The organism is Thermocrinis albus DSM 14484 (assembly GCF_000025605.1).
In the GTDB taxonomy this organism is placed as follows: Bacteria; Aquificota; Aquificia; order Aquificales; family Aquificaceae; genus Thermocrinis; species Thermocrinis albus.
Genome location: NC_013894.1, coordinates 15997 through 31876 on the forward strand (window position 1 = coordinate 15997; position 15880 = coordinate 31876).

Consider the following 15880-nt stretch of genomic DNA (forward strand, 5'->3'; position numbering starts at 1 on the left):
GAAAAACTGGGACTCTTAGAGGAGGTGTATAAAAAAATAGAGCAGGTAGATCAGGGCTACAAAGAGGATTACGAAAAGGCAAAGAGATTTATAGAAAACTTATGGGAAACTGACGAGTTTAAGTTGGAAAAAGAAAAAGCTCAGCAGCTTTTTAGAGATATATACACAAAGACAATTATTCCTGAAAAGTTCAGAGATGATCTGGAGAATGGACTTTTAAGAGAGTACATAAACAACAAGGATATTAATGAGAGGGTAAAACTTTTGGCAAAAATTCTTGAGTACACTGTGACAGTTCCTGAATATAAAGTGAAGGGGAAACAACTGGAACCTGTTAAGAAACTGAAAAATGTGTACTGGCTTAAGGCGGATTATTCTCCTGAGACAGGAGTAGAGGAGTAGTATATCCAACTGAGTTTTCTATTTTTGACAATATATCGTCGTTAAAGTATAATATATCGTCATGCGCAACAGGGTGAAGGAGCTGAGAGAAAGGGCGGGGCTTTCTCAGGAGGAGCTGGCGAAGCTCTGTAAGATTCCGAGAACTACCTTAAGCGCCATAGAGAGGGAAATGGTGGTTCCTTCTGTAAGCCATGCTATCCGTATAGCCAGAGCTTTGGGTTGTAGTGTAGAGGAACTCTTTCCCCAAGAGGAAGTCCTACGTGTATCTCCCACCTTGAGGGAAGGTACCACCTTCGTGGCAGGATACGTAGGAGAGAGTATAGTTTTACACCCTTCCTTTTCATCTTTTGTGGGTCATCTCATACCGGACGGTGTGTTGAAAGAGGGAGAACCTCGGTTCTTTAACAGAGGTTACCTCCATAAAACCATTTTCTTTGCAGGGTGTGATCCGTTATTCAGTAGCCTTCACCACTCCTTTAAGGAAAAAGGTTACCGTGTAGTACCTTATCATGCTAACAACACAGAAGCTCTTTATCTTCTCAAAGAGGGCTTCCTTCACGTAGCAGGTGTCCATTTGGGAACCTATCAAGAGACCTTAGAGATGCTTAAAGAGAAAGTAGGTAGGGGGTTCTTGGTGCTGTCTGCTTACGCTTGGAAGGAAGGAATCATCAGCAGGGATCCTGTAGAGTCTTTGCAAGAAGTCAAGAGAGGTGTTTGGTTAGTTAGAGAAAAGGGTAGCGGTGTGAGGGATGTTTTTGACAGGTATATAGAAGCCAAGGTATACAGAGAGGTGAGGGGTACTCATTGGGATATGGCGAACCTTATCTTCAATGGTCTGGGTGATTACACGGTGGTACCTCTGTCTGTTGCACTGGAGCGTGGGCTTAGTTTTTATAGCCTAAGAGAGTCCGATTATGTATTGGTTATAAGAGAAGATACCGATCCACTTTTCGTAAAATCCCTAAGAGAAGAGTTAAAAAAGCTTACAGGTATGGCTCTTTTACCTTTAGGATACACACCTAAGAGAAAAGTAGAGGAGGTAGTGCTATGAGGGTATTGCTGTTTTTGCTGTGGACCTTTTTGGCCTTTTCTGGGGAGATAAGGGTGTTTGCTGCTGCAGATTTGCAGCATCCTCTTTCTGAGATTGTCAGGCTTTATGAGAGGAGGCATCCTCAAGATAAGGTAGTTCTTACCTTTGGTTCGTCAGGAAAAGGTGCTACTCAGATAAGACAGGGGGCACCCTTTGATATCTATATGGCCGCCAACATGAAGTTTGTGGAAGATCTGTATAAGGAGGGATACGTGGTGACACCTCCTAAGCCTTATGCGGTAGGTAAGCTGGTGATATGGGTAAGAAAAGACAGCGGTCTTGATCCCTCTAAGTTCCCTCAGGTTCTTTTAGATGATCGTGTCAAGAAGATAGCTATAGCAGACTGGAAAGTGGCACCTTACGGTGCAGCGGCCAAAGAACTTCTTGAAAGAACTGGTTTGTGGGACAGAGTGAAGGAAAAATTGGTTATAGGTGAGAATATATCTCAAACAGCCTCTTTTGTTTTCTCGGGTGCTGCAGATGTAGGGCTGATATCCTTGTCACAGGCCTTATCCAAAGAGCTGTCTGCCAAGGGTATCTATTGGGTGGTACCAAAAGACAAGTACACACCCATAGTACAAGGTTATGGAATAACTAAACGGGGATCCGAGAAGCCGGAAGTAAGGCGTTTCTATGAGTTTATTCTGTCCAAGGAAGCCAGAGAAGTTTTCAAAAAGTACGGCTTTGATGAACCATACTGAAGGTAGAAGACTACATACTGGAGGTACTCCATGCCTGATGAAGTACTCACCGCCATGTATCTCACCCTCAAACTGGCTTTTATAACATCCTTCCTTCTTCTTTTCATATCCATACCTCTGGCTTACATAATAGCTTTTTCAAAAGGACGGTGGGTCTCTTTTCTGGAGGCTGTTGTGAGCTTACCCTTAGTTCTTCCTCCCACAGTGCTGGGCTTTTATCTTCTTTTACTTATGAGCAAAAAGGGTCCAATAGGTGCTGTTTTTTACCAGCTTACTGGACATCAGTTAGTTTTTCACTTTGAAGGTCTTGTGCTGGCATCGGTAATATACAGTTTGCCCATGATGGTTCATCCTATAGCTTCCGGGTTTGCTTCTGTACCTAAAAGACTTATAGAAGCCAGTTATAGTTTAGGGAAAAACCCCCTCCAGACGCTTTTTTTGGTAATACTTCCCAACAGCAAAGGTTCAATTCTATCGGGCATAATACTTTCTTTTACTCACACGTTGGGAGAGTTCGGTGTGGTTCTCATGGTGGGTGGCAACATAGAAGGTGAGACAAGGGTGATGTCGGTTCTCATTTATGACAGTGTGGAAGCTCTAGACTACAAAACCGCCCATATTCTTTCTCTTATCATGCTTAGCTTTTCCTTTTTTAGTTTATTTATGCTGTACTATGTGCTACGCCATAAGCCTAAGGTCCTGTCATGATATACCTGCGTGCCAAGAAGAAGTTACTGGGATCTAAGGGTGAGTTCTGGTTAGACGTGGAACTGAAGATAGAGGACGGGATTACTGTCATATTTGGGCCATCCGGTTCGGGTAAAACCACCATCCTGAGAATACTGGCAGGATTAGAAAAACCCGACGAAGGTTTTCTGGAGGTTGACGGAGAGATATGGATGGACACCAAGAGGGGTATATATCTCCCGCCCTACAGAAGAAGGGTGGGTTTTGTCTTTCAGGAAGATACTCTCTTTCCACACCTTACCGTTATGGAGAACATCCTGTTTGGTATGGATAAAAAGGATAAAGGGAGGGCTTTGCAGTTACTCAGGAAAGTAAATATGGAACCGCTGAAGGACAGCTACCCTTACCAACTTTCGGGTGGCCAGAGACAGAGAGTGGCTCTTCTTAGAGCCATAGCCAGAGATCCGCGCATAATGTTACTGGATGAGCCTTTCTCTGCTCTTGATGAAAATATGAGATCTTTCCTCCAAGAGGAAGTGAAGGCTCTTCAAAGGCAGATCTCTATCCCCATGCTTATGGTGACTCATTCGGTGGAAGAAGTTTTTAAGATGGCAGACAGAGTTTACATAATTGAGAACGGCCGGATAATAAAGGAGGGAACACCTCACGAAGTGTTCTTACCTACTCAGGTGTCTGCCCGTATGAGTTTTGTAGCTACAGTTCTGGATGTAAAAGAACAGGGTAATCTGCAGCTCGTAACCATAAAATCCGATATGGGAATATCTCAGATCCTGTGCCGTGATCTGTCCCTTAAGGTAGGAGACAAGATAATGGTTTATGTGAAAGCATTTTCGCCCTCTGTGGAAAAGAACTCTTAACGTAAGATTAACACACTTACCTTATATTAATAAAGCTAAGGAGGAGGTGTAAGATGAGACTAGTTTCGGAACTGGAAGAGACCAAACAACTGGTTTTAAGAATGGCCACTCTGGTAAACACCGCTATAGAGAAAGCTATAGAGTCCCTCAACAAACAGGACACTTTGTTAGCCCAGGAAGTGATAAAGGGTGATGATGAGATAGACAAACTTGAGGTGGAGATAGAGAAAAGATGTGTGAGGATGATAGCCCTTTACCAACCGGAAGCGGGGGATCTCAGACTCATAATGGGTATATACAAGATGGTGTCGGACCTTGAGAGGATAGGAGACGAGGCAGAGAACATAGCGGAGCGTTCGCTACTTTTGGCACAAGAACCACCTCTGAAGCCTTATGTAAACCTCAAAATGATGGCCAACACTGTTAAAGCTATGGTGGAGGATGCTGTTCTCTCTTTCTTTCACCGAGACACGGACCTGGCCAAAAAGGTGATAGAGAGGGACGATATGGTGGACGAACTTTACCACCAGCTGGAGAGGGAGCTTATAACCTACGTTATGGAGGATCCCAGAAACATAAAGAAGGTCATAAGTCTATCTTTTGTGGCAAGACATCTGGAGAGGATGGCGGACCATGCGGAGAACATAGCGGAGATGGCCATCTACTGGACGGAGGGAGAGGTGGTGAAACACCAGCACATAAAGGAAAGGAAGGAGGGTTAAAATAAATATAGTGAGGAGGGGTGGCCGAGTGGCCGAAGGCGGGTGATTTGAAATCACCTGTGGGTCTTTAGGGCCCACCGGGGGTTCGAATCCCTCCCCCTCCGTTCTGTGAAGATGGAAGAACTAGGACCGCCGTAACCCTCCTGTAAAGATTGGTGAGTCTATCTCTCTGAAGGAGGTTTTTTACCACCGAACGCGGATAGTACTCGGTGCCGTCATCCCTCTTAGTACCGTAAAGGGCATGGTAAACCACCACGTCGCCATCCTCAATGCCTCCGTATATCATCACATGACCTTTCATAAACAGGAGAGTTTGGAAGGGTGGCAGCCTTTGGAGAAAGTTTTTAAAAGCCTGGTAAGTTTCAAAACGGATCTCTACGCTACCTTCGGTTTTTGACTGTTGTGCCGAATTACGGGGAAGTTCTATGCCGTATATGGCGTACAAGTTCTGTACCAAAGCTGAGCAGTCGTACCTTCCTCCCCATACGTATGGTCTTCCCAAAAGGGCCTCTAGTCTGGCTCTTATATCATCTTGTGAAAACTTTAAGAAGCCTTCGTGTAAGAATTCGTTTTTTCTAATCCATAGCTTCCTGCCATCAGGAAGTAAAACAAGGTAAGAGTCTTCTGTTTTTTCTTCATAAGGTACGCGAGATCCTATGCCGAAGGCAGTCCCACCTATCAAAACATCATCCTTTAAAACCACCAAGAAGGGTAGTGTTTGAACACGTTCCCAATCCTCATAAGGTACCACTGCCACCGCATCCCTCTTTACCCATCCCCTTATCCATGGAGTTTGTACGTAGTACCATCTACCGTCGTAGGAGGTGTGTAGGATCTTGACAGGTGTGAAGGCCTCCAACGTGGTGTACTGGTTGTAGTCCATATGGGGATCTTTCCTGTATACCTTCAGTTCAGTGGGGTAAAGTTTCATATCTGTCCTGTGGAGAATAAAACCGTAAAGGGGCTTCACCTGAGGGGGTATCTTATCCAGGTTGAGTTGTTTTTTTATATGCTCCAAAGTTTCCTGTGAAAGGGTGACACCCGGAGGGTAGTGATCTTCTGTTATCCAGTTTAAGACCTGTAGTCTGTCCAAAAGTTCTTCTGCAAAGGCTGTAAGGACTGTTATCAGCACCAGTATCGGTATCATACCTTCATGTCTATTCTGAGAGTTTTCTGAAGACTTTCTAACCAGCCTAGGGCTATTCTGTAGTTTCTCTCCACCCAGGCACGGATGGTGGGCATCATTTCTAAAAGTTTCTTCCTATCCTCTTCCTTCATGTGAGGGATACTTCTCATAAGTTCCTCAAGATCTTGTAGGACTGCGTCAGGTTTGAAGGGATCCTGAAGGTCCATCTCCAACTTTTTGAAGAGTTCATCCATCCTTTATCTTTCTCCCGAAAACAAGGTACGCGGTGTGGGCCACCATTCTGTCCTCAGGCCTAAACCTTTCGGGATTTGTTTTGTAATATCTGTGAAAGATCTCCAGAACTTCTATACTGGCGAACTTCCCATTCAGGTGAGAGAGAAGGGTACATACCTGATTGGTGGTAGGTAGAAGAAAACCACACACCGCTCCTCTTTTGAGGACTCTGTGGACCTTATCTACGTAATGCCACGGCTCCCGTACATCCACAAAGGCAGCGTCAAAACTCTCTTCTTCCAGCGTGGCTTCGCTGAAATCCATCAGGAAGGCTCTCACGTTCTTACACAGCTGGAATCTCTCCCAGTTTCTGAGGGCTAACTGGTAGAACTTTTCAGACTGTTCGTAACTGTAAACTTCCATAGCTATATGGGATAAGACCGCGGTGAGAGCACCACTTCCCGTACCAAACTCTAACACTCTGCTTGATCTGTCTATACCTAGCTTGAAGGCTATGTAGAAGGCGTCCTTTGGGTAGATTATCTGGGTCTTTCTCTCAAAACCTAACAGTATTATGTCCTCTAAGGTAGGCTCAAAGAGGTAGAAATCTCCCACCTTATCACCGCTCTCTCTTCCTATTACATCCTCGTACCGTAGCGTCCGATCCTTCACATTCAGATGAAAGTTCTTTGTAAGTTTTTTAAGGTACTTTTTGTCCTCTATCTGTATAAGGACGAGGTCCCCTTCCCTAAACATACTTCTATTTTATATGCCGTGCTAAGGTCAGTATAGCGGTTCCAAGAAGGTAGGAGGCATGGGAGTACTTGAGGGCGTAGTTGTAATCCTTTACACGCCTGTTTTCTATGGCCACCCGGTAGAAGAGAAGTTGGTAAAAGTAAAGGTCTGGATAAGATTTCTTATACTTCCTTGTTTCATTTAAGAGTAGTAGTGCCTTTCTCATACGTTTGTTGGTTATGCTAGAAAGGATCTGTCCTTTGGCGTCTAACTCAGGCATGGTGAGAGTTTCGAGGGCAGAGAGTACGTCATCTGCAGCTTTCAGGCTGTGTTTTTTCCCCGCGCAGCCCTCCTCTATGAGTTTCTGAGCCTGAAGGGTGAGATCCTCGTATATGTTCTGAGTTCTTATACTGTTGAGTCTTGCAGTTAAACTCTCACAGTCCTGTGACATACCCCACGAGAGGATGACCAGTAGTAAAAGTACCAGCATGGACTTTCTATTTTACAATTATCTAAAGCGGTGGCTTTGTATTTTGTGCATATAATTAGTTAGGTAATCTTCTGGTGAGGTAAGGCTATGTCTACTGTGAAGATAAAGGTAAACGGTCAGGAGTACGAGGTAGAGAAGGGAAGGCCTTTACTGCAGACCCTTTTGGACCTTGGTATATCTGTACCTTACTTCTGCTACCATCCCAAGTTGAGGATAATAGGTGCTTGCAGGATGTGTGTAGTTTACAACGAAAAGACCGGAAGGCTCATGACTTCTTGCAACGTACCTGTGGAGGAGGGTATGGAGATATCCACCCAGCATCCCTCTGTGGTGGAAAATCAGAGATATCTGCTACAGGCTTTTATGAGCAGACACCCTCTGGACTGTCCCATATGCGATAAAGCGGGAGAGTGCGATCTTCAAAACTTGGGTGCCCTCTTTGGACCTCAGAGACAGATAATCCCAATATCCGCATTGGAAAAGGAAAGACACCAGATAGATTGGGAGAGCGATTTTCTTGAGTACTACTCCAACAGATGTGTGGTGTGTTATAGATGTACCCGAGTGTGTGATGAGGTGGTGGGTGCGCGAGCCCTTTACGTGGAGGAAAGAGGCTTTCATACCAACATAGTACCCGCAGTACGACCTATGGACACTTCCAGCTGTGAGATGTGCGGATTGTGTGTGTACGTTTGTCCAGTGGGAGCCATAATTTCTAAACCCTTCAAGTATTGGACAAGAAGCTGGCTCCTTAAGAAAGACAGAACGTTGTGTAACGTGTGTCCAGTGGGTTGTGAGATACAGGTGGAGTACGGTGTGGGAGACTGGAGATCCCACAGGAAAGTTTACAGGACAAAGCCAACCGATGACCTTGACATATGCGCCAAAAGCTTTTTCGGGTACGATGTTCTCAACAACAACAGACTAAGGCAGCCGGAGATATACGGGAAAAAGGAAACACCTGGTAGCGTGGTGCACCTTTTAGGTAGTATGCTGAAGACGGCGGGAAGGGAGACAGCTATAGTGCTGTCCGCCTATCTCAGTAACGAGCTCTTAGTTATGTTTAAACAGCTGGTAGAGAGAAGTGGTGCCTTTGTAACCTCCACCCTAACCGCCAACTTCTACCCCTTCCTTAGGGGATACGGTGAGTACCAACCTCCCCAGTGGGAGGAGGTAAAAAGATGCCAACGCTTCTTGCTGATAGGTGACGATATAACATCCACCGTACCTGTCCTCTCTTACTACATAAAGGGTGAGGTCTACAGGATAGGACCTTACAGTAGGGATGCCAAGCTGAGACCTAAGGAGATAACTTGGGAAGAGGCAAAAACCTTGGACAAAGAGGGTATCATAGTGGTAAACATCTCCCGCATACTGGACCAAGAGGCTGTCCAGCTAGGACGAAGGGTGAGGGAAATAGCCCAGGCCACAGGTTGGAAGGTGCTGGTAATCTCCAGAGAATCCAACTTCCTAGGTTTTTACAGAGTCTTCGGGGATAACATCTTATCTCCCGTGGAAGCTGTTTTGAAAGGATGCGAGGAGGGTAAGATAAAGAATCTGTGGGTGGTGGGAGAAGATCTGTTGGATCTTTATCCTGCCAGTAGGTTTGAAGCTCTGAAAGCTAAACTGGAGCACTTGGTAGTTTTCTCACCCTTTGAAGATGGTCTTTCCCAGTACGCCCACATAAGGGTACCTATAGGACTTTACGGAGAACTGGAGGGAACCTTTACCACCCTTATGGGAGAACGTAGCGGAAGATCCTTCCTACCAGATGTTTTTGACGTGACAGAGTTTCTCACAGGACTTCTTGAGGAACTCCCATCCCAAAAGGTCTTACAGCCTCCCCTTGCGGAAGGGGTGACTTCCTCCACCCCATCCGAAATACACCTTTACAGGAGTAACTGGATAACCAGAAGGAGCGAGAACCTGGGAAGACTCTACGAAAAAAATGTAGCTCTTCAGATGGTGGAGAGGGACCTGAAAGGTGCTGGATCCTGAGAAGATCATAAAACAGCTTAGAGAGGAGGGTTACGAGAATCTTTACACATGGTGTGATCCACCGGGAACCTTTTACTCTTGGCACACTCACCCTGATGACGAGGTGAGGGTAGTCTACAGAGGTTCTATGGTGATAGGCACAGAGGAAGGAGAGTTCTTACTGAAGGAAGGCGACAGGTTGGAAGTGAAGGCAGGGACACGCCACTGGGCCAAGACGGAGGAAGGTGTGTGTTACGTATGTGGCACTAAAAGGCCTTCTTCAGGAAGATAGCTCCTAAGGGTGGGAGAGTGAGCTCCAAAGAGTAGGGTCTTGAGTGGAAAACTACAGGTTGTGCCTCCACTTTGCCCATATTCCCCACGTTACTACCCCAGTATATCTCTGAGTCGGTGTTGAGGATCTCTCTCCACGTACCTCCTGCTGGAGCACCTACTCGGTAACGGTATCGGACCACAGGTGTGAAGTTAAAAACACACAGAATCACTTCCCCCTCCTTGGATTTCCTGAGAAAGCTTATGACACTTTGTTCCCAGTCATGGAAGTCTACCCACTCAAAACCTTCGGCCTCACAGTCCAGTTGGTGGAGAGCTTTCTCCTCTCTGTAAAGTCTGTTAAGATCTTCTACCAACTTTTTTATACCTCGGTGACTTGGATACTCTAACAGATCCCAGCGAAGGCTGCTTTCGTGGTTCCACTCCTCCCACTGGGCTATCTCGTTACCCATAAAGAGAAGCTTTTTGCCGGGAAAAGCGTACATGTAAGCCAGCAATAACCTTAGATGGGCAAACTTTTGCCACACGTCACCCCACATCTTTTGAAGCAGAGAACCTTTACCGTGAACCACTTCGTCGTGAGAAAGGGGTAACACAAAGTTCTCCGAAAAGGCGTACCATGTGTTGAAGGTGAGAATACCGTGATGGTACTTTCTGTAGATGGGATCAAGGGAGAAGTAAAAGAGGGTGTCGTTCATCCATCCCATGTTCCACTTAAAGCCGAATCCTAACCCACCCAGGTAAACGGGACGGGACACCATAGGCCAGGCGGTGGATTCCTCGGCATAGGTCTGTACATCGGGAAACTGAGCATACACGGTAGTGTTGAGCTTTTTCAGGAACTCTATAGCTTCAAGATTCTCCCTCCCTCCGTACACGTTAGGCTTCCACTCGGAGCGTGAGTAGTCCAAGTACAACATGGAGGCCACCGCATCCACTCTGAGACCGTCCACGTGATACAGGTCCAGCCAAAAATGGGCGCTGCTGAGAAGGAAAGATCTTACCTCTCCCTTAGAGTAATCAAAAACGTGACTGTTCCAGTCAGGATGCCACCTGAGGCGCCAGTCTTCGTACTCGTAAAGACACGTACCGTCAAAGAAGGCAAGACCGTGAGGATCTGTGGGAAAGTGGGATGGTACCCAGTCCAGTATCACACCTATACCCTTCTGATGAAGAAGGTCTATGAGGTACATAAAGTCCTGAGGGGTGCCGTAGCGTGAGGTAGGCGCAAAGTAGCCTGTTATCTGATAACCCCACGATCCGTAAAAAGGGTGCTCCATAACAGGCATCAGCTCCACATGGGTAAACCCTATCTCTGTCACGTACTGGGAAAGTTCGTGAGCCAGATCTCTGTAAGAGAGACCCTTCTTCCAAGAACCTACATGCAGTTCGTATATGCTTATAGGAGCCTCCCTGCTGTTCTTTGATCTCCTTGTGGCCATCCATACCTGATCGTTCCAGTGGTAATCAAGATCCCATACTAAGCAAGCGGTGGAGGGTGGAGGCTCCCAGAAGAAGGCAAAGGGGTCAGACTTCTCCTTAGGGTTCCCCCAGGCGTCTACGAGAAAGTACTTGTAACGTGTCCCTTTTGGGAGATTGGGTACAAAGGTCTCCCATATACCTGACGGATCTTCCCTCCTCCTCATGGGGTGTTTATGAGGATCCCATCCGTTAAAATCCCCTATTACAGAGACCTCTCTCGCGTTGGGAGCCCAAACGGCAAAGTAAACACCTCCCTCCACAAGGTGAGCGCCCAGTTTTCTGTAGAGTTTTGTGTGACTCCCTTCCTTAAAGAGATAAACATCGTAGTCGGTAATGAGAGAGACTTTAGTCATGTTTTTTCACCGCAGATACCACCACAAAACCCCCTTTACCGTAACCAGAGAGGGAAGGTTCCGGTTCTTTTACCTGGTGTGGAAGATGGAAGACTGTTTGGGATATCTTCTCCACCCAAAAGTTTTCCTCTTGGAGAAGTTGTGCAACGTCCCGGGTAGAGTAAAAGGTAGCGTGACGGTAGAAAGGGTTTTTGTCCTTCATACTTAGGTAGTATTTTCCTAAGAAACTGTCTTTGTCTACAAAACCTAACACCAACTTACCCCCTCTCTTTAAAACACGGTACGCCTCTTTCAAGGTGGATCTCACATCGTCCACAAAGCACAGGGTGGTGGTGATGAGAAGGTAATCCATGACTTCTCCCTTTAGAGGTAGGTACTCAGCAACACCCCTTATCACTGTCATACCCCTCTCCTTTGCCACAAGAGCCATACTCCTTGATGGTTCCACACCAAGAAAGATACCTAAAGGTGGACCAAAACGTCCGGTACCCGTACCTATCTCTGCTCCTGTCCCCTCCTTAGGTAGATGTTCCCTTATAGCCTCCAGTTCCGAGACATAGACCGCCCTGTGTCTTTCGTACCAATCATCGTATAGCTTTACAAGATCCTCAAAGATCCTGTACATCTCACAGACCCTCTTCCCTCTTGGCCAGTTCTATCTGCTCTTTAACTCGCTCTTTTGATGTACCACCGTAAGTTTGGCGCCTGTCTGCCACCACGAGAGGATCCAAAAGTTTTAACACGTCTTCTTGAAAGAGAGGAGAGAAGGTCCTAAGATCCTCTAAGGTAACATCCTGAAGACTCCTACCTTCTTCCACCAGCTTGGCCACCAGAGAGCCCACGATACGGTGCGCCTCTCTAAAAGGCACACCTTTACCTACCAGATAGTTGGCCAGATCGGTGGCTAACGTAAAGCCTCCGGCTGCTGCCCTCAGTTTGTCTTCTCTCACCTTCAGGCCCTCCAACACCAGAGAGGCACCTTTCAAACACCCCTTCAGGGTATCCAGACTGTCAAAAAGGGGTTCCTTGTCCTCCTGAAGGTCCCTGTTGTAAGCCATAGGCAGTCCCTTTAGGACCGTCAGGAGGCTCAGAAGGTTTCCATATAATCTCCCTGCTTTACCTCTTATGAGTTCAAGGACATCAGGATTTTTCTTTTGGGGCATGATGGAACTGCCGGTACACAGCCTGTCAGGAAGTTCCACAAAACCAAACTCTTCACTGGACCACAGGATGAGATCCTCCGAAAGGCGAGAGAGATGCATACCACACACCGCACAACTGTACAGAACATCCAAAAGGAAACCCCTGTCTCCGGTGGCGTGCATAGAGTTGCGCAGAACAGATCTAAAGCCCAGTTTTTGAGCTGTGAAAAATCTGTCTAAGGGAAAGTCTACTCCCGCCACAGCACCGCTACCGAGAGCTAAAGCATCCACCCTTCTAAAAGCGTTTACAAATCTATCTGTATCTTCCAAAAAGGCCTCCCGGTAAGCCAGAAAATAATGAGCCAAACGTATAGGCTGTGCCCTCTGCAGATGAGTGTAAGAAGGAGCCACCACTTCCAGTGTTTCTTCTGCCAACCTCACCAACCGTCTTCTAAGGCCAGATAGGAGATCCAAAATATGATTTATCTCCTCCTTCAGGTAAAGTCTTAGATCAGTCACCACCTGATCGTTACGGGACCTCCCCGTGTGAACCTTTCCTCCCATAGGACCCAGCTCCTCAATAAGGGCTTTCTCTATGTTCATGTGAACATCTTCTAACTCCCTTCTGAAACTAAACTCACCTTTTGTGATCTTTTCTTTAACCTTCAAAAGAGCTCCTTTTATACTTTCGGCTTCCTGCTGGGACAGAATGCCGGCTTTCTGAAGGGTCTCTACGTGAGCCAGACTTTGCTGGATATCGTACAGCGCCAGTCTTTTGTCAAAGCTCACCGACTGAGTAAACTCTTCCACAAACTCTTCGGTAGGTTCTCTGAAACGTCCTTCCCAAGCCTTCTCCATGAAGAATATCTTATTTAGTTATGAGAAGATGCGTCAAGTGTAAAGAGAAGGCATCCATATATCTGCCTCATCACCGCCTATCTCTCTGTAGCCAACACTACGTGGAATGGTTTGAAGAGAGGGTCCAAAGGACCATAAAGCAGTTTGGTATGATGGAAAAGAGAGACAGGGTACTGGTAGCCGTATCGGGGGGTAAAGACAGCCTGTCCCTCTGGCAGGTTCTCCACAGGTTAGGATACGAGGCGGATGGCCTTTACATAGATCTGGGTATAGGAGATTATTCGGCTAAATCTAAGGAGCTGTGTAAGAAATTTTCCGAGAGGATAGGCAGAAAGTTACACATAGTGGACCTCTCACAGGAACTGAGTACCATTCCCCAGATAAAACAGCTGGACTCAAGGCCTGCCTGTTCTTTCTGTGGCAGTATCAAACGCTATTATATGAATCTTTATGCTAAGAAGCTGGGGTACACGGTGGTGGCTACGGGCCACAATCTGGATGATGAGACGGCGGTTCTTCTCTCCAATGTGCTGAGTTGGAACCTCCAGTATCTGGAGAGACAGACACCTCTTTTGGAGGAAAAGGATGGTTTTGTGCGCAAGGTAAAGCCCCTTTGCCTCCTCACAGAGAGGGAAACGGCCCTTTACGCAGTGGTGACCAACATAGATTACATAGAAGAGGAATGCCCCTTTGCGGAAAACGCCACATCCATTGACTACAAAAAGATAATGGCCCAGATAGAGGAGAAGAGTCCCGGCACCAAGCTGAGGTTTTATCTAGAATTTTTGCGCAAGGTAAGGCCAGCTTTAAGTTCTGGCACCCAACCAGTAACCTTAAAACCCTGTAGTGTCTGTGGAGAACCCACCGTGGGAGAGATATGCTCCCTATGTAGGATCAGGAGAAAACTTAGCGTAAAAACTCAAAACATCACAGAGCTCCCGGACCCTTCTCCTTAAAGAGTCCAGATCTCCCCTGTTGTCTATTATGTAGTGGGCCTTCTTAAGTTTCTCTTCGGGAGGCATCTGCATCCGCCAGCGCCTTTCAAAATCCTCTTCCGTGAAACCTTTTCTGATGGCCCTCTCTTTGCACGTAGCGTAGTCTGCATACACCACCACCAGAAAGTGGTACCTTCTGTAACTGCCTTTCTCTACCAGTAGGGATGCCTCTACCACCATAACGTCACCTGGTGAAAGCTTCCTCTCCTCCTGCTGTAGGTAACTGTAAAGAGCTGTGTGGGTTATCTCCTCCAGGATCCTCAGTTTCTCCTTATGGGCAAAAACCTCGTCTGCCAGTTTTTTGGTGTCTACACTTCCGTCCTCTTTCAGTATACTTTCGCCGAAGGCAGATACCACCTTTCTGTAAACTTCCCCTCTCTCTTGGTAAAAGCTCTTTATGATGGTGTCAGCATCGTAGACCTTAAACCCACACTCCCTAAAAAGGGTGGCTACAGTGGACTTTCCGCTCCCTATGTTTCCCGTAAGTCCCACCGTGAGCATTACATCATTATAATAACTGTTATGCTTTCGGAGAGAGTAAAACATATAAAACCAGCACCTACCTTAGCACTCACAGCCCGTGTCAATCAGCTGAAGGCTCAGGGTGTGGACATAATAGGATTCGGTGCAGGAGAGCCGGACTTTGACACCCCCGACTTTATCAAGGAAGCCTGTATAAAAGCCCTCAGGGAAGGAAAAACCAAATACACACCCTCCGCAGGTATACTGCCTTTGAGAGAAGCTCTTTCCGAGAAACTAAAGAAAGAAAACAGAGTAGAATACAGCCCCTCCCAGATAGTGGTGACGGCAGGAGCCAAGATGGCTCTGTATCTGGTCTTCTTGGCTGTCCTCAACGAAGGTGATGAGGTTCTTTTACCTTCCCCCTACTGGGTTTCTTATCCAGAACAGATCCAGCTGTGTGGCGGTAAACCTGTAGTGGTACCCCTTTCGGAGGACAAGGGTTTTGTATTGACGGCGGAAGACCTCCTGCCCTACATAACGGAGCGCACCCGTATGCTGGTGCTTAACTCACCTTCCAATCCCACAGGTGCCGTTGTGCCACCTAAGGAGCTGGAACGTATAGCCCAGCTGTGTGTAGAGAGAAGGATATTCATAGTATCTGACGAATGTTACGAAGCTTTCGTCTACGAAGGTGAGTTTGTGAGTGTAGCTTCTCTGTCTCCCGAGGTGAGAGATATAACCTTTACTGTTAATGCCTTTTCTAAAACTTTTTCCATGACAGGATGGCGCGTTGGGTACGTAGCATCCCCCGAGCCCTTTGCCCGCGTTATCGCTGACCTCAACAGCCAGACCCTTTCCAACGCCACCAGTTTTGCCCAGTACGGTGCCTTAGAGGCCCTCACCAATCCACAGGCGCGTAGCTTTGTGGAGAAGATGAAAGAAACCTTCCGTGAGAGAAGAAACACAGCCCTCAGACTCCTCTCCCAAATTCCCCACGTGAAGGTGGTAAAACCTAGCGGAGCCTTCTATATCTTCCCCAACTTCCGTTACTACTCCTCCCTCCTTGGTTCCGACCTGGCTTTAGCCGATTATCTGGTGGAAAAGGGAAGGGTGGCCTGCGTTCCCGGTTCGGCTTTTGGAGCTGAAGGCTACCTCCGACTCTCCTACTGCCTTTCTTCTCAGGAGATAGAAGAAGGCATAGGCAGGATAAAAGAGGCCCTTTCACAGCTGCTTCACGCATAACCCACCGTAGGTC

The 15880-nt window shown here is 46.9% G+C and carries 18 protein-coding genes and 1 tRNA gene; 11 read left to right on the forward strand and 8 right to left on the reverse strand.

Going from position 1 to position 15880, the window contains the following annotated elements:
• The first annotated feature begins 24 nt into the window (after window positions 1-24).
• The 7 genes from THAL_RS08150 to THAL_RS00110 all read left to right on the forward strand — a co-directional run bounded on the left by THAL_RS08150 (window position 25) and on the right by THAL_RS00110 (window position 4584).
• Window positions 25-402: a hypothetical protein gene (locus tag THAL_RS08150; protein WP_012991062.1), complete on the forward strand. Its 378-nt coding sequence runs from the start codon at window positions 25-27 to the stop codon at window positions 400-402.
• A 61-nt stretch (window positions 403-463) separates the two neighbouring features.
• The gene (locus THAL_RS00085) at window positions 464-1453 is read left to right on the forward strand and encodes a substrate-binding domain-containing protein (protein WP_012991063.1); all 990 of its coding nucleotides are present in this window, start codon (window positions 464-466) and stop codon (window positions 1451-1453) included.
• Window positions 1450-2193 (forward strand): molybdate ABC transporter substrate-binding protein, encoded by a 744-nt coding sequence (gene modA / locus THAL_RS00090; RefSeq protein ID WP_012991064.1) that lies wholly within the window; start codon window positions 1450-1452, stop codon window positions 2191-2193. Before THAL_RS00085 ends, modA begins: the two co-directional genes overlap by 4 nt.
• A 30-nt stretch (window positions 2194-2223) precedes the next feature.
• A complete protein-coding gene (gene modB, locus THAL_RS00095; protein WP_012991065.1) occupies window positions 2224-2901 on the forward strand; it encodes a molybdate ABC transporter permease subunit in 678 nt (225 codons plus the stop codon).
• Window positions 2898-3758: an ATP-binding cassette domain-containing protein gene (locus tag THAL_RS00100; RefSeq protein ID WP_012991066.1), complete on the forward strand. Its 861-nt coding sequence runs from the start codon at window positions 2898-2900 to the stop codon at window positions 3756-3758. The genes modB and THAL_RS00100 overlap by 4 nt, the downstream gene beginning before the upstream one ends.
• 53 nt (window positions 3759-3811) lie before the next feature.
• Window positions 3812-4480 (forward strand): phosphate signaling complex protein PhoU, encoded by a 669-nt coding sequence (phoU, locus tag THAL_RS00105; protein ID WP_012991067.1) that lies wholly within the window; start codon window positions 3812-3814, stop codon window positions 4478-4480.
• Window positions 4481-4494: 14 nt separating this feature from the next.
• A tRNA-Ser gene (locus tag THAL_RS00110) sits at window positions 4495-4584 on the forward strand.
• Here the strand turns inward: THAL_RS00110 and THAL_RS08230 are convergent.
• From THAL_RS08230 to THAL_RS00125, 4 genes are read right to left on the reverse strand one after another with little or no spacing between them, the layout of a single operon-like run.
• Window positions 4548-5627 (reverse strand): SH3 domain-containing protein, encoded by a 1080-nt coding sequence (locus THAL_RS08230; RefSeq protein WP_012991068.1) that lies wholly within the window; start codon window positions 5625-5627, stop codon window positions 4548-4550. The genes THAL_RS00110 and THAL_RS08230 overlap by 37 nt on opposite strands.
• On the reverse strand, window positions 5624-5860 hold the full coding sequence (locus THAL_RS00115; protein ID WP_012991069.1) for a hypothetical protein: 237 nt from the start codon (window positions 5858-5860) through the stop codon (window positions 5624-5626). The genes THAL_RS08230 and THAL_RS00115 overlap by 4 nt, the downstream gene beginning before the upstream one ends.
• Window positions 5853-6596: a tRNA (adenine-N1)-methyltransferase gene (locus tag THAL_RS00120; RefSeq protein ID WP_012991070.1), complete on the reverse strand. Its 744-nt coding sequence runs from the start codon at window positions 6594-6596 to the stop codon at window positions 5853-5855. The genes THAL_RS00115 and THAL_RS00120 overlap by 8 nt, the downstream gene beginning before the upstream one ends.
• Before the next feature lie 4 nt (window positions 6597-6600).
• On the reverse strand, window positions 6601-7065 hold the full coding sequence (locus THAL_RS00125) for a hypothetical protein (RefSeq protein ID WP_012991071.1): 465 nt from the start codon (window positions 7063-7065) through the stop codon (window positions 6601-6603).
• A gap of 87 nt (window positions 7066-7152) precedes the next feature.
• Here THAL_RS00125 and THAL_RS00130 point away from each other — a divergent pair, with 87 nt between their 5' ends.
• A complete protein-coding gene (locus THAL_RS00130; protein ID WP_012991072.1) occupies window positions 7153-9063 on the forward strand; it encodes an NADH-quinone oxidoreductase subunit G in 1911 nt (636 codons plus the stop codon).
• Window positions 9050-9334: a cupin domain-containing protein gene (locus tag THAL_RS00135; protein ID WP_012991073.1), complete on the forward strand. Its 285-nt coding sequence runs from the start codon at window positions 9050-9052 to the stop codon at window positions 9332-9334. Before THAL_RS00130 ends, THAL_RS00135 begins: the two co-directional genes overlap by 14 nt.
• Here the strand turns inward: THAL_RS00135 and glgB are convergent.
• The 3 genes from glgB to argH are packed head-to-tail and all read right to left on the reverse strand — an operon-like array spanning window position 9309 to window position 13168.
• Window positions 9309-11168, reverse strand: a complete 1860-nt coding sequence (glgB, locus tag THAL_RS00140) for a 1,4-alpha-glucan branching protein GlgB (protein ID WP_012991074.1) — start codon at window positions 11166-11168, stop codon at window positions 9309-9311. The genes THAL_RS00135 and glgB overlap by 26 nt on opposite strands.
• Window positions 11161-11793: a class I SAM-dependent methyltransferase gene (locus THAL_RS00145; protein WP_012991075.1), complete on the reverse strand. Its 633-nt coding sequence runs from the start codon at window positions 11791-11793 to the stop codon at window positions 11161-11163. Before THAL_RS00145 ends, glgB begins: the two co-directional genes overlap by 8 nt.
• Before the next feature lies 1 nt (window position 11794).
• Window positions 11795-13168 carry an argininosuccinate lyase gene (argH, locus tag THAL_RS00150; protein WP_012991076.1) on the reverse strand — a complete coding sequence of 458 codons (1374 nt, stop codon included), beginning with the start codon at window positions 13166-13168 and terminating at the stop codon, window positions 11795-11797.
• A 20-nt stretch (window positions 13169-13188) separates the two neighbouring features.
• Here argH and THAL_RS00155 point away from each other — a divergent pair, with 20 nt between their 5' ends.
• Window positions 13189-14124, forward strand: coding sequence for a TIGR00269 family protein (locus tag THAL_RS00155; RefSeq protein WP_012991077.1), 936 nt, complete (start codon window positions 13189-13191; stop codon window positions 14122-14124).
• Here the strand turns inward: THAL_RS00155 and coaE are convergent.
• A complete protein-coding gene (gene coaE / locus THAL_RS00160; RefSeq protein ID WP_012991078.1) occupies window positions 14053-14664 on the reverse strand; it encodes a dephospho-CoA kinase in 612 nt (203 codons plus the stop codon). The two genes, THAL_RS00155 and coaE, sit on opposite strands and share 72 nt — an antisense overlap.
• Before the next feature lie 21 nt (window positions 14665-14685).
• Here coaE and THAL_RS00165 point away from each other — a divergent pair, with 21 nt between their 5' ends.
• Window positions 14686-15867 (forward strand): pyridoxal phosphate-dependent aminotransferase, encoded by a 1182-nt coding sequence (locus THAL_RS00165; RefSeq protein WP_012991079.1) that lies wholly within the window; start codon window positions 14686-14688, stop codon window positions 15865-15867.
• Window positions 15868-15880: the final 13 nt, after the last annotated feature.